At 29.9% G+C, this 26,272-nt stretch carries 32 protein-coding genes and 1 riboswitch; of the genes, 4 read left to right on the plus strand and 28 right to left on the minus strand.

Annotation, left to right across the window (positions count from 1 at the left end; translation table 11 throughout):
* Window positions 1-100 precede the first annotated feature (100 nt).
* The 5 genes from Fi14EGH31_RS15440 to Fi14EGH31_RS13575 all read right to left on the minus strand — a co-directional run bounded on the left by Fi14EGH31_RS15440 (window position 101) and on the right by Fi14EGH31_RS13575 (window position 3,476).
* Window positions 101-415, minus strand: coding sequence for an SIS domain-containing protein (locus Fi14EGH31_RS15440; protein WP_234697796.1), 315 nt, complete (start codon window positions 413-415; stop codon window positions 101-103).
* Window positions 384-638, minus strand: coding sequence for a MurR/RpiR family transcriptional regulator (locus tag Fi14EGH31_RS15445; RefSeq protein WP_234697797.1), 255 nt, complete (start codon window positions 636-638; stop codon window positions 384-386). The genes Fi14EGH31_RS15440 and Fi14EGH31_RS15445 overlap by 32 nt, the downstream gene beginning before the upstream one ends.
* A 115-nt stretch (window positions 639-753) precedes the next feature.
* Complete coding sequence (locus Fi14EGH31_RS13565; RefSeq protein ID WP_107029756.1) at window positions 754-1,521, minus strand: DeoR/GlpR family DNA-binding transcription regulator; 768 nt, start codon at window positions 1,519-1,521, stop codon at window positions 754-756.
* Window positions 1,522-1,643: 122 nt separating this feature from the next.
* Entirely contained in the window at window positions 1,644-2,429 is a 786-nt protein-coding gene (locus Fi14EGH31_RS13570) for a PTS sugar transporter subunit IIC (protein WP_117788147.1), read from the minus strand.
* 243 nt (window positions 2,430-2,672) lie between these two features.
* Window positions 2,673-3,476, minus strand: a complete 804-nt coding sequence (locus tag Fi14EGH31_RS13575) for a YARHG domain-containing protein (protein ID WP_200764948.1) — start codon at window positions 3,474-3,476, stop codon at window positions 2,673-2,675.
* Window positions 3,477-3,546: 70 nt separating this feature from the next.
* Window positions 3,547-3,593, plus strand: a riboswitch (PreQ1 riboswitch).
* A gap of 74 nt (window positions 3,594-3,667) precedes the next feature.
* On the opposite strand from Fi14EGH31_RS13575, the gene Fi14EGH31_RS13580 reads away from it, so the two are divergent.
* Window positions 3,668-4,147 carry a QueT transporter family protein gene (locus tag Fi14EGH31_RS13580; protein ID WP_022001956.1) on the plus strand — a complete coding sequence of 160 codons (480 nt, stop codon included), beginning with the start codon at window positions 3,668-3,670 and terminating at the stop codon, window positions 4,145-4,147.
* A gap of 38 nt (window positions 4,148-4,185) precedes the next feature.
* Here the strand turns inward: Fi14EGH31_RS13580 and acpP are convergent, their stop codons facing one another.
* Window positions 4,186-4,413: an acyl carrier protein gene (gene acpP / locus Fi14EGH31_RS13585; protein WP_022001955.1), complete on the minus strand. Its 228-nt coding sequence runs from the start codon at window positions 4,411-4,413 to the stop codon at window positions 4,186-4,188.
* Between the two features lie 121 nt (window positions 4,414-4,534).
* Here acpP and Fi14EGH31_RS13590 point away from each other — a divergent pair, with 121 nt between their 5' ends.
* Window positions 4,535-5,029 (plus strand): GNAT family N-acetyltransferase, encoded by a 495-nt coding sequence (locus Fi14EGH31_RS13590; protein WP_022001954.1) that lies wholly within the window; start codon window positions 4,535-4,537, stop codon window positions 5,027-5,029.
* 8 nt (window positions 5,030-5,037) lie between these two features.
* Here the strand turns inward: Fi14EGH31_RS13590 and Fi14EGH31_RS13595 are convergent, their stop codons facing one another.
* A complete protein-coding gene (locus Fi14EGH31_RS13595; RefSeq protein WP_022001953.1) occupies window positions 5,038-6,045 on the minus strand; it encodes a glycoside hydrolase family 25 protein in 1,008 nt (335 codons plus the stop codon).
* 115 nt (window positions 6,046-6,160) lie between these two features.
* Between Fi14EGH31_RS13595 and Fi14EGH31_RS13600 the strand changes: the two genes are divergently transcribed.
* Together Fi14EGH31_RS13600 and Fi14EGH31_RS13605 are read left to right on the plus strand one after the other, a co-directional pair.
* Window positions 6,161-7,321, plus strand: coding sequence for a C40 family peptidase (locus Fi14EGH31_RS13600; protein ID WP_022001952.1), 1,161 nt, complete (start codon window positions 6,161-6,163; stop codon window positions 7,319-7,321).
* 106 nt (window positions 7,322-7,427) lie between these two features.
* Window positions 7,428-8,807, plus strand: coding sequence for a coiled-coil domain-containing protein (locus Fi14EGH31_RS13605; RefSeq protein ID WP_234697798.1), 1,380 nt, complete (start codon window positions 7,428-7,430; stop codon window positions 8,805-8,807).
* Between the two features lie 59 nt (window positions 8,808-8,866).
* Here the strand turns inward: Fi14EGH31_RS13605 and Fi14EGH31_RS13610 are convergent, their stop codons facing one another.
* The 21 genes from Fi14EGH31_RS13610 to Fi14EGH31_RS13710 form a co-directional block, all read right to left on the minus strand.
* Complete coding sequence (locus tag Fi14EGH31_RS13610) at window positions 8,867-9,877, minus strand: aldo/keto reductase (protein ID WP_022001950.1); 1,011 nt, start codon at window positions 9,875-9,877, stop codon at window positions 8,867-8,869.
* Window positions 9,878-9,900: 23 nt separating this feature from the next.
* Window positions 9,901-11,130 carry an N-acetylmuramoyl-L-alanine amidase gene (locus Fi14EGH31_RS13615; RefSeq protein WP_200764949.1) on the minus strand — a complete coding sequence of 410 codons (1,230 nt, stop codon included), beginning with the start codon at window positions 11,128-11,130 and terminating at the stop codon, window positions 9,901-9,903.
* 58 nt (window positions 11,131-11,188) lie between these two features.
* Window positions 11,189-11,587 (minus strand): ATP synthase F1 subunit epsilon, encoded by a 399-nt coding sequence (gene atpC, locus Fi14EGH31_RS13620; RefSeq protein WP_022001948.1) that lies wholly within the window; start codon window positions 11,585-11,587, stop codon window positions 11,189-11,191.
* Window positions 11,580-12,983: a F0F1 ATP synthase subunit beta gene (gene atpD, locus Fi14EGH31_RS13625; RefSeq protein WP_022001947.1), complete on the minus strand. Its 1,404-nt coding sequence runs from the start codon at window positions 12,981-12,983 to the stop codon at window positions 11,580-11,582. The genes atpC and atpD overlap by 8 nt, the downstream gene beginning before the upstream one ends.
* Window positions 12,984-12,993: 10 nt before the next feature.
* On the minus strand, window positions 12,994-13,848 hold the full coding sequence (gene atpG, locus Fi14EGH31_RS13630; protein WP_032090881.1) for an ATP synthase F1 subunit gamma: 855 nt from the start codon (window positions 13,846-13,848) through the stop codon (window positions 12,994-12,996).
* On the minus strand, window positions 13,848-15,371 hold the full coding sequence (gene atpA, locus Fi14EGH31_RS13635; protein WP_022001945.1) for a F0F1 ATP synthase subunit alpha: 1,524 nt from the start codon (window positions 15,369-15,371) through the stop codon (window positions 13,848-13,850). Before atpA ends, atpG begins: the two co-directional genes overlap by 1 nt.
* 9 nt (window positions 15,372-15,380) lie before the next feature.
* On the minus strand, window positions 15,381-15,914 hold the full coding sequence (locus Fi14EGH31_RS13640; protein WP_022001944.1) for a F0F1 ATP synthase subunit delta: 534 nt from the start codon (window positions 15,912-15,914) through the stop codon (window positions 15,381-15,383).
* Window positions 15,914-16,414 (minus strand): F0F1 ATP synthase subunit B, encoded by a 501-nt coding sequence (atpF, locus tag Fi14EGH31_RS13645; RefSeq protein WP_022001943.1) that lies wholly within the window; start codon window positions 16,412-16,414, stop codon window positions 15,914-15,916. Before atpF ends, Fi14EGH31_RS13640 begins: the two co-directional genes overlap by 1 nt.
* Window positions 16,415-16,445: 31 nt before the next feature.
* Window positions 16,446-16,670, minus strand: a complete 225-nt coding sequence (gene atpE, locus Fi14EGH31_RS13650; RefSeq protein ID WP_022001942.1) for an ATP synthase F0 subunit C — start codon at window positions 16,668-16,670, stop codon at window positions 16,446-16,448.
* Between the two features lie 67 nt (window positions 16,671-16,737).
* Window positions 16,738-17,406 carry a F0F1 ATP synthase subunit A gene (locus Fi14EGH31_RS13655; RefSeq protein WP_117346253.1) on the minus strand — a complete coding sequence of 223 codons (669 nt, stop codon included), beginning with the start codon at window positions 17,404-17,406 and terminating at the stop codon, window positions 16,738-16,740.
* A complete protein-coding gene (locus Fi14EGH31_RS13660; protein ID WP_118346844.1) occupies window positions 17,403-17,768 on the minus strand; it encodes a hypothetical protein in 366 nt (121 codons plus the stop codon). Before Fi14EGH31_RS13660 ends, Fi14EGH31_RS13655 begins: the two co-directional genes overlap by 4 nt.
* Window positions 17,765-17,977 carry a hypothetical protein gene (locus Fi14EGH31_RS13665; protein WP_032090885.1) on the minus strand — a complete coding sequence of 71 codons (213 nt, stop codon included), beginning with the start codon at window positions 17,975-17,977 and terminating at the stop codon, window positions 17,765-17,767. The genes Fi14EGH31_RS13660 and Fi14EGH31_RS13665 overlap by 4 nt, the downstream gene beginning before the upstream one ends.
* Window positions 17,961-18,587: a uracil phosphoribosyltransferase gene (gene upp, locus Fi14EGH31_RS13670; RefSeq protein ID WP_022001938.1), complete on the minus strand. Its 627-nt coding sequence runs from the start codon at window positions 18,585-18,587 to the stop codon at window positions 17,961-17,963. Before upp ends, Fi14EGH31_RS13665 begins: the two co-directional genes overlap by 17 nt.
* A gap of 9 nt (window positions 18,588-18,596) precedes the next feature.
* Window positions 18,597-19,835: a serine hydroxymethyltransferase gene (locus Fi14EGH31_RS13675; protein WP_200764950.1), complete on the minus strand. Its 1,239-nt coding sequence runs from the start codon at window positions 19,833-19,835 to the stop codon at window positions 18,597-18,599.
* 6 nt (window positions 19,836-19,841) lie between these two features.
* Window positions 19,842-20,282, minus strand: a complete 441-nt coding sequence (gene rpiB / locus Fi14EGH31_RS13680; RefSeq protein ID WP_022001936.1) for a ribose 5-phosphate isomerase B — start codon at window positions 20,280-20,282, stop codon at window positions 19,842-19,844.
* Window positions 20,279-20,881 carry an L-threonylcarbamoyladenylate synthase gene (locus tag Fi14EGH31_RS13685; RefSeq protein ID WP_022001935.1) on the minus strand — a complete coding sequence of 201 codons (603 nt, stop codon included), beginning with the start codon at window positions 20,879-20,881 and terminating at the stop codon, window positions 20,279-20,281. The genes rpiB and Fi14EGH31_RS13685 overlap by 4 nt, the downstream gene beginning before the upstream one ends.
* A 509-nt stretch (window positions 20,882-21,390) precedes the next feature.
* On the minus strand, window positions 21,391-22,440 hold the full coding sequence (locus Fi14EGH31_RS13690; protein WP_200764951.1) for an ATP-binding protein: 1,050 nt from the start codon (window positions 22,438-22,440) through the stop codon (window positions 21,391-21,393).
* A gap of 36 nt (window positions 22,441-22,476) precedes the next feature.
* Window positions 22,477-22,914: an AlbA family DNA-binding domain-containing protein gene (locus tag Fi14EGH31_RS13695; protein WP_118346840.1), complete on the minus strand. Its 438-nt coding sequence runs from the start codon at window positions 22,912-22,914 to the stop codon at window positions 22,477-22,479.
* Window positions 22,911-23,267: a GtrA family protein gene (locus tag Fi14EGH31_RS13700; protein WP_022001932.1), complete on the minus strand. Its 357-nt coding sequence runs from the start codon at window positions 23,265-23,267 to the stop codon at window positions 22,911-22,913. Before Fi14EGH31_RS13700 ends, Fi14EGH31_RS13695 begins: the two co-directional genes overlap by 4 nt.
* 10 nt (window positions 23,268-23,277) lie before the next feature.
* A complete protein-coding gene (locus Fi14EGH31_RS13705; RefSeq protein WP_022001931.1) occupies window positions 23,278-24,858 on the minus strand; it encodes a hypothetical protein in 1,581 nt (526 codons plus the stop codon).
* 15 nt (window positions 24,859-24,873) lie between these two features.
* Window positions 24,874-26,217, minus strand: coding sequence for an ArnT family glycosyltransferase (locus Fi14EGH31_RS13710; RefSeq protein WP_118346838.1), 1,344 nt, complete (start codon window positions 26,215-26,217; stop codon window positions 24,874-24,876).
* Window positions 26,218-26,272: the final 55 nt, after the last annotated feature.

Consider the following 26,272-nt stretch of genomic DNA (forward strand, 5'->3'; position numbering starts at 1 on the left):
TGGTTTCCCCCAATTCTTTTAGACTACCTCTATTATACGCTTATGTGAATAAAAAAACAACGTTCCTTCTAGTAAGATTTACTAAAAGAAAATCGTTGTTTTAATTTTTTAAAAATTCTATATTTTGAATATTTTTTGCTCTTTCAAGCTTTTCAATTAAGTTAATATTATAGTTATTTTTAAACAATAAAGAGAATATAATATCCATTATATAATCTGCATTTTTTCTTAAATAGCTATCACTAATAGAACTAACAGCAATCACTGTACCTTCTTTTTGTTTAATATAATTCACAATTCTTTTAATCTCTTGTTTCTCTCCAGAATACAAAATCACAATAGCAACACTATCTTTATTAGAAAGCATTGCTTGTCTATTTTGATCAGATGATATATGTTTTAGATTTATAATCACCTATTACTGAAGAGGCAAAATGTATTCTAAAGTCGTTATAGCTTTTTTCAACTAATTTTTTACAAAATCTTGAAATTGTTGATGGTGATGTATATGTAAGTTCAGCTAAATCTGTTATTTTCAAATCAACAATATAATCTTTATGATCAAGAATATAATTGGCTATACCTTTTTCTAAATCTGTAAAGTTATCTTGATATTCTAACTTATAAAGTAAGCTCATAGTATCACCTCAATATAAAAATAAAATATTCTTACAACAATAAATAGTGTTATAGAATACTTTATAATTTATTTTCAAATATCTTAAAAAAATCACTTTTTATTTTGAAAAATTTTTATTCTTTTTTTCCAATATAAACAGAAACCTTTTGACTTAAATCTTCATATACTTTTGTTGAGATGCGATGATCCGTAATAATACCATCGATTTCTTCCCAAGAACAAACTGTATATAATCCTTTTTCTTGAAACTTACTACTATCAGCAACCACAAAAACATAATCACTTTTTTCAATCATTTTCTTTTTAACTCCTAATTCTTGATAGGAATGACATGTTGGTCCATCACTATTTAATAATCCAGAAGTTCCTAAAACACAGACATCTACTTGAACTTTATCTAGATATTCTTCACTCCAATGTCCTACTATTGATTGGTTTTTTTCTCTTTTTTTACCAGGAGTTAAAAACACATTATGTAAATTTCCATCTAATTGTTCAAATGCACCTATAGAAACCGTAAAAATATCTTTTGAAGGCATTAAATTAATATATGAACAACAACTTTGACAAGTACTTCCTGAATCAATGATCATACTATTATGTGCCATTAATATTGAAGAAATACAACGTGCAATTTCTTTTTTTTCATCATATTTTTGTTTTTCTCTAAATTCGATATTTTTTTCTGTCCCTAACGTTGCAAGTGTTGCTCCACCATATTCTTTTTTAACAACTCCTTTTTCTTCTAAAAAAGTTAAATCTTTACGAATTGTTTCCATACTTACTTGATATTTTTGGGAAAGTTCTTTTGCTTTGACATATCCTTTTTGATCTAATAAATCAACAATTTCTTGTAATCTTTTTGTTGCAGTAATAGCCATATTTCATCACTCCTTGAAGAGATTATAGCTACCTATATACAAAAACGCAACTTGCGATTAGTTGCGTTTTAAACATACTTTTTATTTATTATAAAAAAAACTTAGGATTTCTCCAAGCTCTATTAAGCTTCTACAGCTTGTTTGTTTTGATATTTTTCGTAAGAAATTAAGAATGGTGTGTAAATAACTACAGAAATTGCAATTAAAATTGCTTGAGTTACTGCACCCATAATATTTGCACCTGTTGCCAAGAATCCAAAGATCAATGATGGACATGTCCAAGGTACTGTTAAACATGCAACTGGACAGAATCCAATAACTGTTAATACATAACCTACGATTTCAAGAACGATTGGTGTTAATACAAATGGAATACCTAAGATTGGATTTAATACCATTGGAATACCAAATGTAACTGTTTCGTTGATTTCGAATAATCCTGGAATTAATGATAATGAAGCGATTGCTTTGTTATCTTCACGTTTAGAGAAAATAAAGATAGCAATAACTAAACCTAATGTACATCCAGAACCACCAATTTCACCCCACATTTGAATAGCATACATATTAATAATGTTTGTTGTTTTTTCACCTCTGTTGAATTTTTCAACGCTTTCAAGTGCTAATGGAGTAAAGATTGATTCTTTAACAGCTGATCCCATATTATTACCATGAATACCTACTAACCAGAATAACATGATTACTAAATATAAAATAATAAAACCAGGAACAGTTGCACCTAAGCTTCCTAAAGGATCTTGGATACTGTTTTTAATAATATCATTTAAATATAAACCTGTTATGTTATAATATGCTGATCCAATACAAGCAGTAATGATCAATGTTAAAATAGCTGGTACTAAAACTTCGAATGCACGAGATACACCTGGTGGAACTTGATCAGGCATTTTAATGCATCTTGTTTTTCAAAGAACGAAAAAAGGAAAAGTAAACGGGCGTCGCTTACTTTTCCTACGTCATTCAATGAATATAGTTGTCAAAAAAATATCTAAGAGAAGAATGACTTTATAATCTTCTTTGATTACACTTTCATTTTACATATCTTTTATGAATTGAAAATGAAATTTATAGATTTTGATAACTATTTTCATATATTTTTTCATTTATGATTTAGTGTATGCAAATTATTTTCATCGATGTGCTTGAATAAAGGAAATATTTTTTAATTCAATTTCATTAAAATACTCTGACATATGATTATTCATCATTTCTGATGTCAAAGTTTCGTCTGCACTATACCAACTTTTAGATTTAAAATAGTCTGCAATCTCAGGTGTTTTAAACGTACAATGATGTCTGGCATAAATTTCATTAAGTCCTAACCGTAACTGAGAATCATCTTTATTTTCTAAATCAGCTTCTGTAAGAAGTTCTGTATCACTATGAGCAAATATATATTCATCCTCATCTGTATTTTCTTCTACTGTTGTTTCTATTTTTTCATTTACAATAACTTGAAGGGCTTTTTCTTTACCAGATTCACTAGTACAAATTACTTTTGTCTTACCTGATGATAAAGCCTTAATTTTACCATTTGTATCTACGATACATATTTTTTCATTTTTCGATTGATAAGTACATTTAAGATTAGTTTGAATGGTATATTCATCTCCAATATTTAATGTAACTTTACTTTTTTCTAAATGCAATGGTTTTTCAACATGTTGACTAACAAGATTATCTGGTGAATAAGATGGTTTATTTCCTTTAAAAAATAAAATAAATCCTAACATAGCAATCACCACGACAAGTGCTATGATTCCTAAAATAATAATTTTAGTTTTTTTACGCACTTCTTTTTTATGTTTTTCTCTATTTTTAACCCTTGAACCTACTTCTTCTACTTGGATATCCTCTTGTGATATTCTTGTTCCACAAATATCACAATATTTGGCTCCTTTTGTTAGTAAACTATGACATTTTGGACATAACATAATCATCATCTCCTTACCTTTATTATAAAATAAAATATATTGATTTTCACTACCCGTTTTAGTATAATGTCAAAGACTGGTTCGAGAGCCAAACCCAGTATAAAAAACTAAGAATAAGTAATGAAGATGGCTCTGTCATCTTTTTTATTTTATTTGGCTTCTAACTGTACTTTAGAAGAGGAGGACTACAAATGAATAATAAAAAGGTACAATTAATTGTAATGAATGCCATGATTGGTGCTGCTTATGCAGTTTTAACAATTTTGATTTCACCTATTGCTTATGGAGCAGTGCAAATGCGCTTAACTGAAATTATTGTTTTACTTGCATGTTACAACAAGAAATTTATTCCAGGACTTACTATTGGATGTTTGCTTGCAAACCTTGCATCTCCAATGGGATTATATGACATTTGTTTTGGAACAGCTGCAACATTGATTGCTTGTCTTGGTATGTATTATGTTAAAAATGTTTTTGCTGGAGCTTTAATTGGTGGGGTTGTCAATGGTTTAATCGTTGGTTTAGAACTTTATCTAGCTTTAGAATTACCATTTATGATTAATGCATTCTATGTTTTCATTGGTGAATTTATTGTTTTAATTATTGGAGCATTCTTATTTAAATGTTTAGAAAAAAATAAAAAACTTATGAATAACTATATTTTAGAATAGTAAAAAAAGCTATAACAGCGAAATGCTTGTTATAGCTTTTATTTATGTTCTTCAATATAGTTTACTATATCGTTTACTGTTTTAAAATTCATAACGTCTTCATCAGGAATTTCAATTCCAAATTCTTCTTCAGCAGACATGATTAATTCAACTGAATCTAATGAATCTAATTCTAGATCTTCTTTTAATTTAGCATCTAAAGTAATTTTTGATTCATCAATATCCATTGTATCTTTTAAAATTTCTTTGATTTGATCAAGTACCATTTTATTTCCTCCTTCTGTATAAAGCTATTATAACAAATGCTTTTGATTTGTAAACAAAACAATTTGACAAACAAACTAAAAGTCTATATCATTTAGGAAAATATGTTTGGGAGGTAAAATAATGATTTTAAGACCAACGAAAATCGAAGATATTTCACGTGTCATTGACATTATTAATCAAGCAAAAACTTATTTCAAAAATAATGATATTGATCAATGGCAAGATGGATATCCTAATGAAGAAACAATTGAAAAAGATATAGAAAATAATGAAGCTTATGTTTTAGAAGAAGACGGTGTTATTTTAGGAACGTGTATGGTAACGATTCATGGAGAACCTGCTTATAACCGTATTGAAGGAAAATGGATTTTAAATTGTCCTTATATATGTGTACATCGTATTGCTGTTGATAATGAATATAAAGGAAAAGGATTAGCTTCTACGATTTTAGATCAAGTAGTTGCTATGTATCCAGATTATCATAGTGTTAGAATGGATACACATCATGATAATCTTTCTATGCAAAGTTTTTTAACTAAATATGGTTTTAAATATTGTGGAGAAATCACTTTAAAAAGTGGTGCTTTAAGAAGAGCTTATGAAAAAAGAATCTAAGCTCTTTTTTATGTCCTTAATTTTCCTTCTTTAAGTAATCTTAATAATTCATCATTTTGCCTTTGTGAACCTGTATAATTATCTATTCCATTTAATTTAGCTAATTTTGTTCTATTAGCAAAAGAAGCATCTTCTTGAATAGAACGCAATGCATCTGTAAAACTATTGCCTGTATAATCAGGTGCACTTAAATATCTTATCTTTCTTTCTATGACCTGATCATTGACCCAGCCGGCATCTTGTCCTATAAGATAGGGATTTCTTGCACCTTGAACAATTCTCGTAATAATTCCAAAATGACGATATGGCATTAATGGTTGCGTAGATTCACTTGTTAAAAATACATGGTGAAATTCTACCTCATCGCCTATCTTATACCTTGTTAAATTCGTATTAGAAAAATTATTATAACCACCTTCTTCGATGATTTGTGGAAAATCTTTATAGGCATAATTTAGATCCACCATTGTATCAATTCCTAAAACATTTCCTGTAGCGCTATATTGCCACATACCATATTCTCCATCATAATTAAGTTCATCATTATATCTTGCAATCCATTTTGTATACTCATTAAAGATTGGACTTGTAAGTTTAGTTCTAAACCAAAACAATGATGCATACATTCCTACATAGTAACCTTCTTGTTCGAGTCTTTGAGCAAATGTTTGTGCAATATTCGCTATTGTTTGATTACTTTGTCTTCCTGTTGTATTATTATCTTCTAAATCATAATAAACAGGATAGGCCATTTGATAATCCTTTACGAGTCTTAATACATGTTTAGCTTCTGATAGGGCTTCTCTTTCATTGGTTGCATAAGAATATAAATAAACCCCAAAAGGGATTTTTAAACGTGTACATTCATCCGCATTTCTTTTAAAATACGGATCATCTTGACTTTCCAGATTACTTCCATACCCACATCTAATGATTGCAAAATCAATATGTTTTTTAACTTCTTGCCAATCAATCAACCCTTGAAATTTAGAAACATCAATTCCATGTTTTACCAAAATTTTTCACCTCATTATAAAATATGTCACAATGTCAAAAATGTTATTATTATCGTTGTTTATATTTACTTTTGGTTAAAAAAATAAGATAATAGCTACGGGAGGAATTATAGTTATGAAAAAGAGTTTAATCTCCATGATTTGTTTTACTTTGTTAGTATCCTTTTTTTGTTCTACAAGTCAAGTTCATGCAGTAAACTTTGAAGGACAAGAAGATAAATATATGAAACTTTGTTCTAGTAAAAGTTTATCTAATAGTAATTATAATACTTGTAAACAATTTAATTCATACTTAAAAAAGAAAAACAATCAGTTACAAAGTTCTATTGATGAATCTAAATCTAAAATTTCAGATACTCAAAGTTCATTAGATGACGTTGTTTCTAAAATTGCTGATTTAAATAACCAAATTGAACAAAAGCAACAAGAAATCAACTATTTGGAAAGTTCAATTAAATCATTAGAAGCAAGTATCACAGCTAAAGAAAACGAAGTTAAAGAACGTATGTATGCTATGCAATCATACAATAATAGTAATAGTTATATTGAATTTATTTTTGGTGCTTCAAACTTCTCTGATTTCTTTTCAAGAATTGATAGTGTCAATGAAATCACTCAATTCGATAAAGAATTAGTAGAAAAAATTGCTGATGAAAAGAAGCAAGTTGAATCTCAAAAAGCAACTATTGAAACAGTAAAAGCAAATATTGTTTCTCAACAAAACGAACAATATACTTTACAAACTCAATATGAAGATCTATTAGCTAAACAACAAAAAGATTTAGCATCTGCTGAAAGTGAACAATCTAAAATTTCTGATACTCAAAGTTCATTAGATTCATTCTTATCATCAGTCGTTGTTACTCAATCATCTTCATCAGGTAGTAGCAGTAGTGGTTCCACAACTATTAGACCATCTACAAATGTTCCTACTACAAATAAGTATGGTTCTACAGTTGTAGCTGCTGCTTATTCTAAATTAGGTTGTCCTTATGTATGGGGAGCAAGTGGACCTAATTCATTTGACTGTTCTGGTTTGGTTATGTGGTGTTATGCACAAGCAGGTGTTTCACTTGATCACTATTCTGGATCTCAAGGTCAATCTGGAGCAATTATTCCATTAAGTCAAGCTCAACCAGGAGATATCTTATGGAAAAGTGGACATGTAGGTATTTATATTGGTAATGGTCAATATATTCATGCACCACAAACAGGTGATGTTGTTAAGATTGCATCTAATGTAAGTAGATTTACTTGTGCAGTTAGACCTTATTAGTAATGACTGAAAACCTTTAAGTTTATAAGCTTAAAGGTTTTTATTTTGTATAAAAACAACTTTTATTTACTTTTTTTAGAAAGTGAGGTATAAATAATATGAGGGGGTGTTTTTTTTGAAAATTAAAAAATATTTTGTAGGATTTGTTGCATCTACAATGCTTGTATCAACATGCTATTGTATAAAACCTGTAGAAGCTATTGATTTTTCAAAAGATGAATCAAAATATATGTCACTATGTGCAAGTGGAAAACTAACAAATAGTAATAAGAAAACATGCGAAGAATTCAACAGCTATCTCAAAGCTAAAAATAAGAAGTTAAAAAAAGATTTAGAAAATCAAAAAAGTGCTGCGGCGAGTACAACGCAAACATTAGACAGTGTTCAAAAAAAGCTAAATTCATTAAATTCGGATATTTCATCTAAAGAAGCTGAAATTCAATATGTTGAAACATCTATACAAAATGCCCAAGCAGATATAGATAAAGATAATCAAGAAATAAAAGATCGTATGTATGTCATGCAATCTTATATGAATGAAAATACTTTTATCAATTATATATTTGGGGCTGATAATTTTACTGATATGTTATCTAGAATAGATAGTTTCAATACACTTACTTCAAGTGACCAAGATTTGATTGCTCAAATGTTAGAAAAGAAAAAGGAAATTGAAAATCAAAAAGTTACTTTAGAAAACGCAAAAGCTGTTTTAGAAGAACAAAAGAAAGAACAAGCTGCTATTCAAGTACAATATGAAACATTATTAGAAGAACAAAGAAAACAAATTGCTTCTACGCAAGATGCTATATATGATTATGGTGCTGCAAGTGAATCATTAGCTGCTGCTATTGATAAATTCAATGCTGAAGCTTATGAAACAAAACCATCAACAGCTAGACCTGCTCCACCAGCATCAAATAATACAAATAGCAATAATTCAAATAATACTGGTAATAATAATTCAAATAACAACAATAATAATTCAAGTAGTAATAATAATTCAAGTAATAATAACTCTAATAGTAATACAAACAATAACGCTAACAATTCTAACACAAATAACACAACATCTTCTAATCTTGGATATAAAATTTATGAAGTAGCTCGTTCAAAATTAGGATGCCGTTATTATTGGGGTGCAAATGGACCAAATATGTTTGATTGTTCTGGATTAGTCTATTATTGTTTAAACCATGCAGGAAAATCTGTAGGTAGAACAACCGCAGCAGGTTATTCATCTATGTTTTCAGGGGTAAGCTGGTCAAATTCACAAACTGGTGATTTAGCTTGCTTTGGAACTGGATCAGTTACACATATTGGAATTGTAATGTTGAATAGTGATGGTACTAGAAGTTTAATTCACTGTGGTGGTGGCGGATCGCATACTTTTGGAAATGATCCAAATGCTTGTGTTAAAATTAGTGATTTTCAACCTGGTTCTTATTACTATAAAAGAATTATAACAATTAGACATGTCTCATAAGGTCCATCTGGGCCTTTTTCTTTATAAAGAAAAAAGGTAGACGAATTTTGTCTATCTTTTTATTTTAAGAATGTTTTATAATCTTTATAATTTTTCTTTAATAATTCAGGTGTGTTTAAATGATATGGACATTTTGTCATACATTTTCCACAATTTAAACATTCTTCTATTTTTTTCATTTCATTTTGCCAATGATCATTAAGCCAACTTGCTGCTGGTGCTCTTCTTAACATTAAAGACATTCTAGCACATTGGTTAATTTGGATATCTTTTGGACAAGGCATACAATAACCGCATCCTCTACAAAAATCACCAGCTAACTCTTTACGATCATGTTCAATTAAATCTTTAATTTCTTGAGTAAGTTCAGGTGCTTTTGTTTGATAAGAAATAAATTCATCTAATTCTTTTTCTTTTTGAATTCCCCATATTGGTAAGACATTATCAAATTGTGCTAAATAAGCATATGCTGCATCAGAACGATTAATTAAACCTCCAGATAATGCTTTCATACAAATAAAACCAATATTGTGTTCTTTACATTTATGTACTAAATCAATATCTTTTTGATCAGCTAAATAACTAAATGGAAATTGAATTGTATCATATAATCCACTTTCACAAGCTTCTATAGCTACTGGTAAACGATGATTTGTTAGACCAATAATATGAATCTTTCCTTGTGCTTTTGCTTCTAACATAGCTTCATATAAACCTGTACCATCTCCTGGTTTAGGACAAAATGAAGGATTATGGAATTGATAAATATCAATATAATCTGTTTTTAAATTATTTAAACTTGTTTCTAAGTCTTTCCAAAAACCTTCTACTGTAGTAGATCCTGTCTTCGTTGCAATATAAATATCTTTTCTAACATCACTTAATGCATTTCCTAGCTTTTCTTCACTATCACTATACCATCTTGCACTATCAAAAAAACGAATTCCTTGATCATATGCCTTTCTTAAAATTGTTGTTGCATCTTCTCCAGTTACTCGTTGAATTGGTAATGCCCCAAAACCATTACGATTCACTGTAATTCCTGTTCTCCCTAATGTAACTTTTTCCATTACTTTTTCCTCTTTTTCTAATCTTAACTTAAATATTCACCAATTCCATTTACAATTCCTTGAACAATTTTATTTTGATAATCCTCACTTGAAAGTAATCGATCTTCTCCTGGATTTGATAAAAATCCCATTTCTACAATAGTAACAGGAACTTTTGACCAATTTAAACCTGTCATATTATCAACAATTGAAACTCCTCTATTTCTAGAACCTGTTGCCTTACAAATATTATTCACAATACTTTTTGAAAGTGATTGTGATTGACTTGCAATACTTGCACAATATCTATTAGAAGTTGAAGGCGCAAGTGTCAATGTTCCTGTAGAAGAAGATGATTCACTTGAATCACAATGTAAACGAATAAATGCATCTGCATTTGCCTCATTTGCCATTTGAGCTCTTTGAGCATTAGATAAATCGACATTTTGTGATGTACGACACATAACCACAGTATAACCTTGATTTGATAAAGCTTCTTGTAATTTAAGTGCCACTTCTAAGTTGATTTGTGATTCTGTTTTCCCCGTTACACATCCTGTTGCCCCTGTTGTCACTTTTGCTTTCATTGTCGATGAACCTGGTCCATTAGGTTCTAATGAACTATTTCCTCGTGCTTGATGTCCTGCTTCAATACAAATCACTTTTCCTCCGCCATGATAAATCTTAGCTGCTGATAATTCTTGTTTAGGTTTTTCTTTTACATGTACAGTTATTTCTTTTTCTGCTTGATTTCCTGAACTATCTTTCGCAAATACTTTTATTTGATAATCCCCTGCTTTATTTACATCTAATGAAGATAAATCATATTGTAAATCAACATTGCTTAAATCTGTTGCTTTGATTTCTTGATTAAAATCATAATTTTCTGTTCCTTCTTCAAATGAAACTTCATTTATTTCATTAAAAACAGGAGCTGTAGTATCTTTAACAATCACTTTCTTTTTTAGTTTTTGATCTTGATATTTAATATTTATTGTATAGTTTCCAATTGCTGGATAATCTTTTTGATCTTCATTTTTTAGATTATCTGTTATTTTTATTTCTTTTTTTATTTCTTTCAACTTATCTTTATCTATGTCTTTTGTTTGAATAAGATCATCGAATGAATATTGAACTGTATTTCCATATTCTACAATAATCTCTTTTTTATTTTTTAATGATAATTCAATTTTTTCTTCTCGTGTAAGATAATAAATACCTCCCACTATCACCACGATAACAATCCCAATAACTCCTATAAACTTCTTTTTCATATTCTTTTTTCTCCTTAAAACTATTATACAAAAAAAAGAGAAGAATGGAAGTTCTTCTCTATAAACCTTTGACATGAATACGTGTAATTGCACGTTGCAAAGCTGCTTGTGCTCTTAACATATCGATTTCATCGTTTTGTATTTTAAGTCTTTCTTCAGCTCTTCTTTTTGCTTCTTGTGCTCTTTCTAAATCAATTTCTTCTTGTGATTCAATTGCATTAGCAATTAAAGTTGTTTCTGTTTCATTTACATAAATGAAACCACCTGCGACAGAAAAATATGTTCTTTTTCCATCAATAATATAATTCATTTGAGACACTTTTACACCACTTGCTAGTGGAATATGATGAGCTAAAATACCTATTTGTCCAGCAGTTGTATCAAGATTTATCTGATCAATTTCCACTTCTTGGTAAATACCTTGAGGTGTAATGATTTTTAGCTTAAATTTAGTCATTTTCGATTTGTTTAGCCTTTTCTACAGCTTCTTGAATAGTACCAACATTATGGAATGCTTGTTCAGGTAATTGATCCCATTTACCTTCAAGAATTTCTTTAAATCCTTGAACAGTATCTTCTACACGGACATATTTTCCATCTAAACCAGTAAATTGACTAGCTACTGTAAATGGTTGTGATAAGAAGTTACGTACACGTCTTGCACGTGCAACGATTAATTTATCTTCATCACCTAATTCATCCATCCCAAGAATTGCGATGATATCTTGTAATTCTTGATAACGTTGTAAGATTTGTTGAACACCATGAGCTACTTCATAATGATCCTTACCTACAACTAATGGATCTAAGGCTCTTGATGAAGAGTTAAGTGGATCTACTGCAGGGTAAATACCTAAAGCAGCGATTGAACGATCCAAGACGATTTTAGCATCCAAGTGAGCAAATGTTGTTGCTGGTGCAGGGTCAGTTAAGTCATCTGCTGGTACATAGACCGCTTGTACTGATGTAATTGATCCTTTTTTAGTTGATGTAATACGTTCTTGTAAAGCACCCATTTCAGTTGCTAAAGTTGGTTGATATCCTGCTTGTGATGGTACACGTCCAAGTAAGGCAGAAACTTCTGAACCTGCTTGTGTGAAACGGAAGATGTTATCAATGAATAATAACACGTCTTGACCTTGTCCATCACGGAATTGTTCAGCCATTGTTAAACCAGTTAAGGCAACACGTAAACGTGCTCCTGGAGGTTCGTTCATTTGTCCAAAGACAAGTGATGTTTTAGATAAAACGCCACTTTCTTTCATTTCATAGTATAAATCGTTACCTTCACGGCTACGTTCTCCAACACCTGCGAATACTGATAACCCACCATGTTGTGTTGCGATATTGTTAATAAATTCTTGGATCAATACTGTTTTACCTACTCCGGCACCACCGAATAACCCAATTTTACCACCTTTGATAAAAGGACAAATTAAGTCTACAACTTTAATTCCTGTTTCAAAGATTTCTGTAGTTGTCATTTGTTCTGCATAAGTTGGCGCAGATCTATGGATAGGCATACGTGGAACATCATTTCCTAATTCACCTTTACCGTCAATTGGTTCACCTAAAACATTGAACATACGTCCTAATGTATCATTTCCTACTGGAACTGAAATTGGGTGACCTGTATCAACAGCATCCATTCCTCTTACTACCCCATCAGTTGGTCCCATGGCGATACATCTTACTGCATCATCTCCAATGTGTTGAGCAACTTCTACGACTAATTCTTCTTCACCATTTTGAATACGAATTGCTGTATTTAATCGAGGTAATTTATCTTCGCTAGCAAATGCAATATCAATAACTGGCCCACGGGCACTAATTATTTTCCCAATATTTGCCATATTGACCTCCTTATTGCGCATTAGCTCCAGCAACAATTTCACTAACTTCATTAGTAATTGCTGTTTGACGAGCTTGATTGTATTTTAATAATAATTGTTCTGTTAATTCTTCTGCGTTATCTGTAGCATTTTCCATTGAAGTTCTACGTGACGCATTTTCACTTGTCACACTTTCAACAAGATAGCCATAAACGACAGCTTGTAAATACATTGGTATTAAACTATCTAAAACTTCTTCAGGACTTGGTTCAAAAATAGTGAATTTATTGGTAATTTCAATATTTTCAAACTCATTTGTATCAATTGGTAAAAGTGTTACTGTACGTGGTTTAAATGTTAAGTTATTAACAAATTCAGTATAAATGATTTTTATACTTCCCACTTCTTTATTAATATAAAGATCTGTGACACTTTTTACTAATTTAGTCACTTCATCAAAAGCTAATGTTGAATTTAATGAAGCAAAATCAGTATTGATTGGTCCTTGATGCGTTCTACGGAAATAATTTGTTCCTTTACTTCCAATTGAGTAAACATAATCTTCATCTTTAATTTGTTGACTAATTTCTTTAAAGACATTGGCATTATATCCACCACATAATCCTAAACTTGAAGAAATAACAATATAAACATCTTTATCTACTTTATTTTCAGCGAGATAGGCAGAATCTTTTAACCCTTTATTAGAAGCTAAAATTTCTGCACATGTTTGTCTAACACCTTGATAATAAGGTTTTAATTCATCAAGTTGATTTCTTGTTTTACGAAGTTTAGATGTCGCAACTAATTCCATTGCTTTTGTAATCTTTTTAGTAGATTCAACGGATTTAATACGACGCTTAATTTCTTGCATTGATCCAGGCATTAGTTAGCCCCTTGTGTTTTTAAGAATTGATCAACATAAGCGCCTGTTGCTTCTTTCATCTTCGCTTCTAATTCATTTGAAATCACTTTTTGAGTTTCTATTTCAGTAATAAATTCAGGATGAGCCATTTGAATATTTTCTACTAAACCATCCATAAATTCTTTTACTTTTTCTACAGCTATTTGTTTTGTATAACCATATTTTAATGCAAATAAAGTAATGACTTGTGTTGGTACACTACGTGGTGAGTATTGTGCTTGTTTTAATACTTCACGTACTTTTGCCCCATGATCCAATGTTGCTTTAGTAGCAGCATCTAAGTCAGAACCAAATTGTGCGAAAGCTTGCATTTCTGCATATTGAGCAAGTTCAAGTTTTAATGAACCAGATACTTGTTTCATCGCTTTAATTTGTGCAGTAGAACCTACACGTGATACAGATAATCCTGTATCTACAGCTGGTCTAAATCCAGAGTTGAACAATTCTTGTTGTAAGAAGATTTGTCCATCAGTAATTGAAATAACGTTTGTTGGAATATATGCTGAAATATCCCCAGCTTGTGTTTCAATGATTGGTAAAGCAGTAATTGATCCTCCACCATTTTCTTCATTTAAACGGCAAGCACGTTCAAGTAATCTTGAATGTAAATAGAAGACATCCCCTGGATAAGCTTCACGTCCTGGTGGTCTTTTTAATAATAACGACATTGTACGATAAGCTACCGCATGTTTCGATAAATCATCATAAACAATTAAAACATCTTTTCCTTCATCTAACCAATGTTCAGCAATTGCACATCCAGCATATGGTGCAATATATTGAATTGGTGCAAGTTCACTCGCTCCGGCAGAAACAACACATGTATAATCCATTGCTCCACCTTGACGTAATTTTTCAACAACTTGTGCAACTGTTGAATTCTTTTGTCCAATAGCAACATAAACACAATAAATATTTTGTCCTTTTTGGTTTAAAATTGTATCAATAGCAATTGCAGTTTTACCTGTTTGACGGTCACCGATAATTAACTCACGTTGACCTCTACCGATAGGAATGATAGCATCAATTGATGTAATACCAGTTTGTAATGGTTGATCAACTGATTTTCTTGTCATTACCCCACTAGCAACACGTTCGATTGGTTTAGTTTTACCAGTATTGATTTCACCTTGACCATCGATTGCTTGTCCTAATGGATTAACAACTCTTCCTAACATTTCATCCCCGACAGGGACTTCAATAATTCTTCCAGTACGTTTAACTTCGTCTCCTTCTTTAATCGTACTTTCAGATCCAAGTAGTACGGCTCCTACACTATCTTCATCTAAATTCATGACCATTCCGTAAACATCATTTGGGAAAAGTAATAATTCACCTAACATGGCATTATCTAACCCATGAATAACACTTACACCATCACCAACAGTCACGACTGTTCCGACATCTTTTTGTTCAATGATATCGTCATAATGCTTAATTTGTTCTTTAATTAAAGCACTAATTTCATTTGGTCTAAGCCCCACTATTTCCACCTACTTTCTTAATAGTTCTTTTTTAAGCATTTCTACTTTATTTTTAATTGTTCCATCATAAATACGGTTAGCAATTTGAACTTTAATACCACCTAATAATGATGGATCAATAGATACTTTTAAAGTAACCTTTTTGTTTTCTTTTTGACTGATTGCTTTTTCTATATCTTGAATTTGTTGATCAGTTAATTCATAAGGTGTATAGATCATACCTTCTTCTATACCTAAATATTGATTTGATAAATTAATATAAGATTTAACAATATCATCAATATAACGAATTCTTCTTGATTGCACTAATAGTTTTAAGAAATTTAAAACATATTGATCAACATTCCCTTTAAATGATTGATCCAATAATTGAATCTTTTTATCATTTTCAATAAGAACGTGATTAAAGAATTGAACAATTTGAGGATCACTATCTAGAACCTCACCAACTAATTTGATGTCATCAAGATATTGAGTGACTTGATTTTCTTCTTTTGCTAAATCAAATAAAGATTCAGCATATCTATCGCCAACAACACTCATTAGTTAACCACATCATCAACAAATTCTTCTACTAATCCTTTGTTGATTTCTTCATTCATTTCTTTGTTCATCACTTTAGTTGCAACCTCAATAGCAACATCCACAATTTCTTGTTTCATATCTGCTTGAGCTTGTTTCTTTTCTGTTTCAATTTCTTTTTGTGCTTGTTCAATTTTAGCTCTTGCTTCTTCGTTTGCTTGGTCAATAATTTGTTGTTTCACTTTTTGACCATCATCTTTTGCTTGATCAAGAATTTCACGATATTTACTTGCCGCTTCACGTGCTTCTTTTTCAGCTGTTTCTAAATTTGCAGAAGCTTTTTCGTTCATTTCTTTTGCCTCATTGATTGTAGATTCTATGTAATCTGCTCTTTTAGCAAAATATTCCATGACATTTTTCCATAAAAACTTCTTAAAAATAAGTAACAAAACTCCTGTAGATAATAATTGAACAATCAGTGTTGTAAGATTAGGGAATAATTTTCCTGCTATATCTGGCATCTTTATTCCTCCTTTGTCAGATTTTCAATTATTAATATACGAATAATAAGATTAAAGAAACTAATAAACCGTAGATGGCAACTGTTTCTGATAAGGCAATCCCTAAGATCATCATAGTACGGATTTTACCTTCAGCTTCTGGGTTTCTACCAACAGCTTCTACAGCTTTACTAGCAGCAATCCCTTCACCAATCCCTGTTCCTAAACCTGCACATACAGCAAGACCTGCTGCAATAGCAATTAAACCTTTTACCATAATTTTTTTCCTCCTAAAAAATAGTTCATTTTTCATTTATATCTTAACTAGCAAGCTAGTAAAGAACTTAATCTGGATTTTCCATCATTATCAAGATAGATGATAATGTAACGAATACCAATGTTTGAATGCATCCTGCAAAGACATCAAAATAACAATGTAGCCAAGGAGCAATCACTGGTCCTAAAAAGTTAAAGTTGATCAATAACCCTGAAATATAACCTGTTAATTGATAAACTAAATACATAAGGATCGATCCACTTAAAATATTCCCAAATAAACGCATTGATAACGAAATCAATGGCGAAAGAATACTTAATAAGTTTGTTGGTGGCCATACAGCACCCCAAATGTAAGATAATAATCCTTGTTTTTTGATTGCATTAAACTGAATTAAACAGAATGTAATTGTTGTTAATGCAAGAGTAATAGAATAATTTGAAGTTGGTGCTTCAAATCCTAATAATCCACTTAAGTTGGCAATGATCAAATATGCAAAGAGCATTGCAAAGTATGGATAATAGTTCTTTTCAAATTTCTTTGGCATGATACTTTTTAAATAGTCGTAAATCATTTTAACACCTGTTTCAACAACTAAAACAACACCTTTAGGTCTTGCTGTTGGATCAGCAGTTGCAAATTTTTTTCCGGCATAAATAAAGAAAATAGCCATCACCACCATAATAATCAATGAAAAGATTAATTCTACCTGTAAAGAATCTAAGAAGTTACTCACCCTTTCACCCCCTTCATTTGATAACTTACAATATATATGGTTATTTTAATGACCATATATCCAAAAAGAACACCCATCAGATTAAACCATTTTGGAATAAAAATAGCAATTAAAAAACCAATCGCATAAATTGCAAGTTTGACTATATTTAATAAGATAATTAAACTTGTAGATCTTTTTAAGTTCAATATCATATCAGACGTGATAATAATAACATAAAAAATTGCAAGATTAAATAAATATCCAAGCAAAAAACCTAGCGGATAACTGATAGATTTCATCGTCAAACCAATAATTGAAAAAACGATAAAACCTATCAAAAAATTAAAAAATGATTTCTTAAAAACTAACTTTTCATTCATGATTTTCCACCTTTTAATAATGTTCTCATCACTTCTATAAACGCTAAAACAAGAAATACTAACGTCAGAAGAGGTTTGGTTAGTAATATACTATCCAAATATAAACCCAATATGACGCCAGCTATTAAAGTTCCAAATATTTTACCTGATAATGTCAATGCATAAAGCAAATCTTTAAAAAGCTTTTCTTTATTATTCATTTGTTCCAAACAAACGATCTCCGGCATCTCCAAGTCCAGGAACAATATAACCATGCTCATTTAATTTTTCATCTAATGCTGCAAGTGTAATATCAACATCAGGATGTACTTCTTGAATCGCTTTAACTCCTTCTGGTGCTCCTACTAAACAAACAAGTTTGATTTTTCTTGCTCCTCTTTGTTTAATATTTTCAATTGCCATATTAGCACTTCCACCAGTTGCTAGCATTGGATCTAAAACAATGACTAAAGCATCTTCTAGACCTTTTGGAAATTTAGCATAATATTCACGTGGAATTAAAGTTTCTTCATCTCTTTCCATTCCAATATGTCCAACTTTAGCTGTTGGAATAATATCTCTAAAACCATCAACTAAACCAATTCCTGCACGTAAAATAGGTGCAAGAATAATTTGTTGATCCATTTCTTTTCCCACCATTAGACAAACAGGTGTTTCAATTGCTTTATCTTTTAATGAAACATTGCGTGTTACTTCAAATGCCATAAGTTTAGCAATTTCATCTAAGTTTTGTTTAAAAATATAAGTTGATGTATTTTTATCACGCATAATTGTTAATTTATGTTGAATTAAAGCATGATCTAATATTGTTACTGACATAATTGCCTCCTAGATATATTTAATATTTGAATACATTGTGACCTTTTCAGTAAGTTTTGCTACTCGTTTTAAACATTCTTCTTTAATTTCATCTGTTTCTTCATTTTTTAAACGATAAGCAATAATTCTAGCAACTTCTTCAAAGTCTTCTTCTTTGAATCCTTTTGTTGTCATTGCTGGTGTTCCAATACGAATTCCTGAAGCTTTGAATGGTTTTTCTGTATCAAAAGGAATTGCATTTTTATTAGCTGTAATATTGATTTCATCAAGTAAACGTTGTGCTTTTTTACCAGAAATACCACAACTTGCTTTAACATCAACAAGTAATAAGTGGTTATCTGTTCCTCCAGCAACCAATCTGAACCCTTCTTCTTTAAAGACTTTTTCCATTGCTTTAGCATTTTTGATAATTTGTTTTGCATAGTCTTTAAATTCTGGTTGTTGTACTTCATAGAAACATTGTGCTTTAGCAGCGATAATATGCATTAATGGTCCACCTTGCATACCTGGGAAAACTGCACGATCAATATCTGCAGCAAATTCTTTTTTACACATGATGACACCACCACGAGGTCCTCTTAATGTTTTATGTGTTGTTGTTGTGACAATATCAGCATATGGAAATGGTGATGGATGAACGCCAGCAGCTACAAGTCCAGCGATATGAGCCATATCTACCATAAATAATGCGCCATTATCATGAGCAACTTTAGCCATAAATTCAAAATCAATAATTCTACTATAAGCACTTGCTCCAGCAACAACGAGTTTTGGTTTAATTTCTTCTACTTGTTTTTTATAAGCTTCATAATCAATTGTTTCTGTCTCTTTTGAAACACCATAGCTATAAAATTCATAGTTGATTCCTGAAAAGTTCAATGGATGCCCATGTGTTAAATGTCCCCCATCAGCAAGTGACATACCTAACACTTTATCTCCATGTTGTAATAAAGCTAAATAAACTGCAGTATTAGCTTGTGCCCCACTATGTGGTTGAACATTAGCATGTTCTGCCCCATAGATTTCACAAATTTTTTGTCTTGCAAGTTCTTCAACTTCATCAACAAATTGACATCCCCCATAATATCTTTTTGCTGGATATCCTTCAGCATATTTATTTGTAAGAACTGATCCAGCTAATTGTAATACTTCTTCAGAAACAAAGTTTTCTGAAGCAATCAATTCAATGTTATTTCTTTGTCTATTTAATTCTCTTTCAACACTTTCAAATAATTGTGTATCTTTCATTATTTATTACTCCTTTTCTAAAGCCATCATTTTTTGAATTCTTGCATCATGTCTTCCGCCTTCATATTCGCTTTCAAGCCATGCATGTAAGATTTCTAAAGCTAAGCCTTCCCCTATAACACGTTGCCCCATTGCCAACATGTTTGAATCATTATGTTGACGTGTTGCTTTTGCACTAAATACATCATGACATAATGAACAACGAATTCCGTTTACTTTATTGGCAGTAATGCTGACACCAATTCCAGTTCCACATACAACAACCCCCTTGTCGCACGTTCCATCAGCAACAGCTTTTGCTGCTTTAGAAGCATAATCTGGATAATCACAGCTTTCTTCTGTGTATGTACCAAAATCTACAACTTCATAACCATTTTTTTCTAAATCATCTTTTAATACATTTTTTAATCTGAGACCACCATGGTCACATGCCATTGCAATTTTCACTTCAATACCTCCATGATTTTTTCTTCACTAATACAACCTTGACGTAATATTGTTACATCATCATCAATTTTTACCACTGTACTTGCTAGAGTATTTTGACATTTTCCTTTGACGATCATCTTTAGTTTCCCATTAAATTCATGATACACATCTAAATCATTTAAAAGTGTCTCTTGACCTGAAATGTTAGCGCTTGTTACTAACATTGGCCCTACTCTTTTCAATAATTCTAATACAAATGGATCATCAGGTATTCTTATACCTATCGTTTCTAATCCCGCTGTAAAATCATCTGATAAAATTGATTTCTTTTTTAAAACAAGAGTTATCATTCCCGGCATAAATTCATCAATCAATTTTTGAGCATTTGTATTTACATAAGCATATTTTTCTATATCTTGAGAATCATAGATCATCAAAGATACTGCTTTACTATGACTTCTATGTTTAATTTCATAGATTTTTTCAAGTGCCGAAAGATTTCCAAACTTCACACCTAAGCCAAAAACAGTCTCGGTAGGAAAAGCCACAACCTCATCTTGTTTTAATAATTCAACAACCTCGTTTATGTTCTTTTTTTCTACCAAAACTGTTTCCATGATTCCACCTCATTTTGTGATATTATACTATTTTATTATTTAAAATGATACCCTTATCCCTGGATATTTATCTCTTTCAATAAAATATTTAGCATATTTCTTAACGATTTTCCCACTATTTCTTTAATTTTCCCTAAACAAGCAAAAATCAACCTATTTTATATAAAATAACAGTGAAATCTCTATACAAATAAAATTTAAAAAAAGATATTTCACTACCGACACACAGAAAATAAAAAATCTGAGATCATATCTTAAAAACACATTTCGCGTTCTCAGTTTAATATAGAGATTTTACTTGTGTTTAGAAAGGAGGCATTTAAAAAGCAACTCTGTTTAATGAGAGTTGTTTTTTATTTAAACCAAAAATGAACAAAAAAAGTAATCACCTATGCTGACAAGTTTGTGATTACTTTTTAATAAATTTTGAAATAAATCATCATAGCAATGAATCTATTTGAGAACTCTTTTCATATATATTACATTTTATTTCATCTTTAAAGACAATTCTATTTTTGATTATCTTTTAACCTATATTTTCTATTTGTGTTTGTACCAATTGATTCTGCAGAATCCATTTGTGAAAGAATCTCTCTCGTTCTAGAATGTTTTAAACCAATATATTCTGCAATATCTTTTGTTTTTGCTTCTTTATTTTCACTAAGATATTCTTTTATTTTTATCATTTTTTCTTTTGTTTTATTTGTTATTTTTTTCTTCGCCGTTTTTTCTTCGCCACTTTTCTTCGCCGTTTTTTCTTCGCCACTTTTCTTCGCCGCTTTTTCTTTGTTTGTTTTATCTACAAATTCAAGTGTTAAGATAGTTCGATCAGGATCAAACCTTTCTTCAATAACAGGTTCTTTCCATCCTTGATCTTCCCATGTATTGAAGATATTAGGAACACCACTTCCAGAACGTTCACCTATGTTTACAAGATTAAACATTTTCATAAGAGTTTTATTACGCGGATCAGATTTCCCACCTTTTCGCATTTGTTCCTTTCCAGTTCTAATATATCCAGGATTTTCAAAAATAATTCTATCTTGATCTTTTTTTATAACAACCCCTCTTGTCCCATAGTAATCTGCATTAATCAAACAATTAGCCAATGCTTCACGAAGTGCTTTATGGACAGGTGTATCATCTATCCTGTCCCCTCCTTTCATCGAAAAAGGAACTTTAACATCTTTAATGATTTTATTATAGACTCTAAAATAAAAGTCACATATATTTCCAGACCATTCACCTGAACTTGATTGTAAACGATCAGTCCAACGAATAGATGGATCTAAAACTTCTCGATAATCTAAAAAATAATCTGGAAAATGACGTACAATATTATACTCATTTCCAAATATCAACATTCCTGCTGCTGTAGGATGTAATTGATGATCTTCTTTTGAAATAGCTGCTGCACCAATGCTTCTTAAATATTCATCATTATTTAATCTTTCAAAGGGATGTCCAGCATTTAATACTTGATGTCTATTTCGATAACCTAGGATTGTTTCATAGTTTAAATCTTCTAATGGAACATCATCTAGCACTTCCATATCCATTGTTTTTTCTGCTTGGTCACGTAACATTGTTTTAACTTACAAACGTGTACAATGATAATCACCATCATGATTTCTTCTATATGTTCCATGAAATAAATTATTATTAATATAGACAGTTTTTTCTTCCCTTCTTGCCATTGGAACATGAATCACAATAATTTGATCATCTTCTTTTTTATAAACTTCTACATCATCTCTTAATAAATTAATACTTACTTTTTGTCTATTATTAATATCATTCCAAAATTGTTTAATTAATTTTTGACAACTGTCAGCATCTAATCCTGAAGTAGACCATGTTTCATCTTTATTCTCTATAATACCTAAAATAATAACTCCACCATATCCATTTGAAAAAGCAGAATACGTTTCCCAAATGGAGTTTGGTAAACCATTTTTAGCACTTTTTACTTCTAAAAAATAGCTTATTTTAGCAAAAAGAAAAAGGCACTGAATACTCAGAAACCTTATTATTTCTTAAATACAACTAACTTACTTAAAATATAATTTAAGATAACAACAATCACATTGACAACAACTTTAGCAACAACATCATTAACAATATTAAAATTCACTAAGAACCACATTAATACCATATCCATGATTCCTGTTGCTAACCTAGAACCAAAAAAAGAAATTGCTTCTTTGATAATTTGATTATTTTTACTATCAAAAACATACTTTCTATTTGTAACATACGCAAATAAAACAGATAAAAACCATGCTACAGCATTCGAAAATAAATAGTTAATATGTATAATATTTGAAAATAAATAATAGACAACAATATTTACAGCTGTTGTTAATGTTCCAAAGATAAGATACATAATGATTTCTTTAAGCGATTATCTTTATAATGGAAGCAAGAGCTGTAATAAATACTATAAATCTAACAGTATCCATTTTAATAATCATCCCAATTTTCTTAGGTATACTTCTAACAATTCTGATATTGCGGAATGAATCAATCATTTCATTTGTCATATCCATTAAACCTTTTGCACAATAAGGAATTAATAAAACAAAATATGTAATAGTATATTGTGATTTTGCTTCCCAAAATAAATGAAATAAAAATCCACCAATAAAAATAGTTGGTAACAATAATCTGTGTAATTTCATATGTCTTCCAGTAAAGTAAATATAAGCTAATGTTCCTAATAAAATAACTGTTTCATAGACATTATATATTTGGTACCATAACTCACTTTGAATATAAAAACTACTATGCCTCGTTACCCAAGTTCCTTGAAAGTCAGGATTACACCATTGTGAAACTGTCTTTCGATATAAAAAGTGAATAAATTCTCCAGGGTGTGTTATGTAATAAGATAACGTATTACCTAAATCGCTTTTTGCTTGTGAATTTGCCACATCATAATCTCCGTTATTATTTTCATATACGCTCCAATTGTAGCCGTTATACCATCCTGGCGCTACATCACTATCTTGTAATCCCATTTCTACATATGCTATCATCGGTATACCTTTACCAAGTTCAATACCTGTAATATTTTTGATAATTGTATTAGGAATCATTGAAGATGCAAAATAAGCCGGTACAAATAAAATCAATAAAATAATAGATGTATATTTTTTATTTAAAATAATATCAAATAAAATAAAGATAACCATTGCAACAAAAACAATCATATAATTTGATTTAAACATCATTGCGAAAATAATTGAAAAAATCGATAGTAGTATATATTTTATTTTACCTGTTTCAAAATATTGATACCCTGCTAATATGGCAAACAGCGAAAAAGTATGTCCAAAGACATTTCCATATACAAATGCAACATAAAATGTTAAAGGGAAAAATATAAATAATAAAATAAGTGTCCAGTTTTTTAACTCATCATTATGAAAACTAATTTGTGATATTTTGCATAAACAATAATAACTAACTAATAAACCTATAATATTAAGTACTTGAAATGCTTGATAATTATTTTCTCCAAAAATAAATGATAAATAATAAAGAATAACAACAATTCCCGCTTGATTAGAACACTTTCCTACATATCCCATTGGTGTAAAATAACTATAATTGCCATTCTTTAATCCAGCTGCTGCTTCTAAAATAGATGCTTGATCAGCTACAGGAACAAAATCAAATTTGAAAATCATAAAAATACCAACAATCAATAATATCAAGCTTAATATAATAAATATTTTATTAAAATAATAAGTATCCTGTGTTCTATAATGTTTTCTAACAAAATAAACAAAAAACAATACTATAACAAACCATAATAATAAATAAAATGGTTTATCAGCAACAATTGTCGTATGTTCATCCCAACTTAAATACGCATTATTAAATAAACATAACAATGTAAGTAATGATGTTATAGCAGCAAAAAATCCTAATACAACATTTTTACCTAATTTCTTTAATTTTGAATCAAACACATAATCACCTTCAATTTAAATTATTGTACTTCCGAAACAAACAGCTATATAACTTGAATAACAAATAACGAATAATAAAATATAGATTCCTATCATTGATAACTCTATATATCTTGATTTTATTTGTATTTTATTTTCAATAAATTCACTAAAATATTCATAACCAATACTCATAAATAAAGCAATTGGAATTAAAATAGACACAATATACCTTCCTTGAGGTTGATAATCTATAGAATAAGAATATTTTATTGATAAAATAATTGGAGTCAAAATACATAAAATTAAACATATTATAAAATAATTTTCAAATTTAAATTTGAATTGATATTTTCTTTTTAAAGCAATAAGCATCATAATCATACCAAACAAAATTATTATTAAATATAAATAAAAACGTTTTCCACTAATCATATATTGCATATATCCTGTGGTACAAATAAAACTTTTTATAGTTGTTATTATCCAATTTGTATCAAAAATCATAGAAAACACACTAATTCCTTGATTTTGATAAGTATCTCTTTGTGATAATTGATAACCTGGCATTGCATATTTTTCACCACAATCGTACATAGAATTCATTCCTAAAAAATCTCCATTATGGATCATTGCATTTCTAATAAAAAACCATCCACCAACAACTAAGGCAGCAATTGCTATTAGAAATCCTTTTTTTAAAAACTCATTAAATGTAAAATGTAATTTATAACTACTCATACAATATACAATAATACTACATAATATAAATCCATATGCATTATAATAGGTTAATGCACATAGTCCTATAGCAACACCTAAAAAAATACACCATTTACAATTCCAATTTGTTTTTATTCCCTTAATCCAACCATAAACAATAAGTGCTGTTGTAAATATTGAAAACGAATCATTATTTAAATAAAGAGATAAGTACATGAATTGTGGTAATAGTGAAACAAAAATAGCAAAAAGATATATTGTCATCTTATGATTAAATATTTCTTCACCAATTTTACAACATACAAAAAACGTAAGTGCCCCCGCAAGAACACTTGTTAGTCTTGCCACAATCAATAAATGTACTGGAGCAGTTGTAAAGATAGAAGCTATTTTCATAAAGAAAAAACTAATTATTGAAGGAAGATAAGGTGTAAATCCATAAGAAAATCCCCATATTGCATTTAATATTTCTTTTTCATCACCTTTAGGTAAATATGATTGATTGTAAATAAATAAGGGGATATCATATCTCATATATTCATCTGGTGCTACATTCATACATAATTTTGTTGAACAATAAAATAAAAATAGAAAGAGAATCAATGTTCCTATAATATAAAATTTATTCTTATTTATCATTTGTTTTAATTGCGCCATTATTAATGTTCCTTTTTTAAATAAGTTATTGTTATATAAAAATAGCTGCTTATAA

This window comes from Faecalibacillus intestinalis, assembly GCF_015097455.1.
Classification (GTDB): domain Bacteria; phylum Bacillota_I; class Bacilli_A; order Erysipelotrichales; family Coprobacillaceae; genus Faecalibacillus; species Faecalibacillus intestinalis.

Excerpts from the sequence above, each read along its gene's own strand:
- Fi14EGH31_RS15445 (WP_234697797.1), bottom strand. The coding sequence starts at position 638 with ATGAGCTTACTTTATAAGTTAGAATATCAAGATAACTTTACAGATTTA.
- Fi14EGH31_RS13565 (WP_107029756.1), bottom strand. The coding sequence starts at position 1,521 with ATGGCTATTACTGCAACAAAAAGATTACAAGAAATTGTTGATTTATTA.
- Fi14EGH31_RS13570 (WP_117788147.1), bottom strand. The coding sequence starts at position 2,429 with ATGCCTGATCAAGTTCCACCAGGTGTATCTCGTGCATTCGAAGTTTTA.
- Fi14EGH31_RS13575 (WP_200764948.1), bottom strand. The coding sequence starts at position 3,476 with ATGTTATGTCCAAAATGTCATAGTTTACTAACAAAAGGAGCCAAATAT.
- Fi14EGH31_RS13580 (WP_022001956.1), top strand. The coding sequence starts at position 3,668 with ATGAATAATAAAAAGGTACAATTAATTGTAATGAATGCCATGATTGGT.
- acpP (WP_022001955.1), bottom strand. The coding sequence starts at position 4,413 with ATGGTACTTGATCAAATCAAAGAAATTTTAAAAGATACAATGGATATT.
- Fi14EGH31_RS13590 (WP_022001954.1), top strand. The coding sequence starts at position 4,535 with ATGATTTTAAGACCAACGAAAATCGAAGATATTTCACGTGTCATTGAC.
- Fi14EGH31_RS13600 (WP_022001952.1), top strand. The coding sequence starts at position 6,161 with ATGAAAAAGAGTTTAATCTCCATGATTTGTTTTACTTTGTTAGTATCC.
- Fi14EGH31_RS13610 (WP_022001950.1), bottom strand. The coding sequence starts at position 9,877 with ATGGAAAAAGTTACATTAGGGAGAACAGGAATTACAGTGAATCGTAAT.
- Fi14EGH31_RS13615 (WP_200764949.1), bottom strand. The coding sequence starts at position 11,130 with ATGAAAAAGAAGTTTATAGGAGTTATTGGGATTGTTATCGTGGTGATA.
- atpC (WP_022001948.1), bottom strand. The coding sequence starts at position 11,587 with ATGACTAAATTTAAGCTAAAAATCATTACACCTCAAGGTATTTACCAA.
- atpD (WP_022001947.1), bottom strand. The coding sequence starts at position 12,983 with ATGGCAAATATTGGGAAAATAATTAGTGCCCGTGGGCCAGTTATTGAT.
- atpG (WP_032090881.1), bottom strand. The coding sequence starts at position 13,848 with ATGCCTGGATCAATGCAAGAAATTAAGCGTCGTATTAAATCCGTTGAA.
- Fi14EGH31_RS13640 (WP_022001944.1), bottom strand. The coding sequence starts at position 15,914 with ATGAGTGTTGTTGGCGATAGATATGCTGAATCTTTATTTGATTTAGCA.
- atpF (WP_022001943.1), bottom strand. The coding sequence starts at position 16,414 with ATGCCAGATATAGCAGGAAAATTATTCCCTAATCTTACAACACTGATT.
- atpE (WP_022001942.1), bottom strand. The coding sequence starts at position 16,670 with ATGGTAAAAGGTTTAATTGCTATTGCAGCAGGTCTTGCTGTATGTGCA.
- Fi14EGH31_RS13660 (WP_118346844.1), bottom strand. The coding sequence starts at position 17,768 with ATGAATGAAAAGTTAGTTTTTAAGAAATCATTTTTTAATTTTTTGATA.
- upp (WP_022001938.1), bottom strand. The coding sequence starts at position 18,587 with ATGTCAGTAACAATATTAGATCATGCTTTAATTCAACATAAATTAACA.
- Fi14EGH31_RS13675 (WP_200764950.1), bottom strand. The coding sequence starts at position 19,835 with ATGAAAGATACACAATTATTTGAAAGTGTTGAAAGAGAATTAAATAGA.
- Fi14EGH31_RS13685 (WP_022001935.1), bottom strand. The coding sequence starts at position 20,881 with ATGGAAACAGTTTTGGTAGAAAAAAAGAACATAAACGAGGTTGTTGAA.
- Fi14EGH31_RS13690 (WP_200764951.1), bottom strand. The coding sequence starts at position 22,440 with ATGGATATGGAAGTGCTAGATGATGTTCCATTAGAAGATTTAAACTAT.
- Fi14EGH31_RS13700 (WP_022001932.1), bottom strand. The coding sequence starts at position 23,267 with ATGTATCTTATCTTTGGAACATTAACAACAGCTGTAAATATTGTTGTC.
- Fi14EGH31_RS13710 (WP_118346838.1), bottom strand. The coding sequence starts at position 26,217 with ATGGCGCAATTAAAACAAATGATAAATAAGAATAAATTTTATATTATA.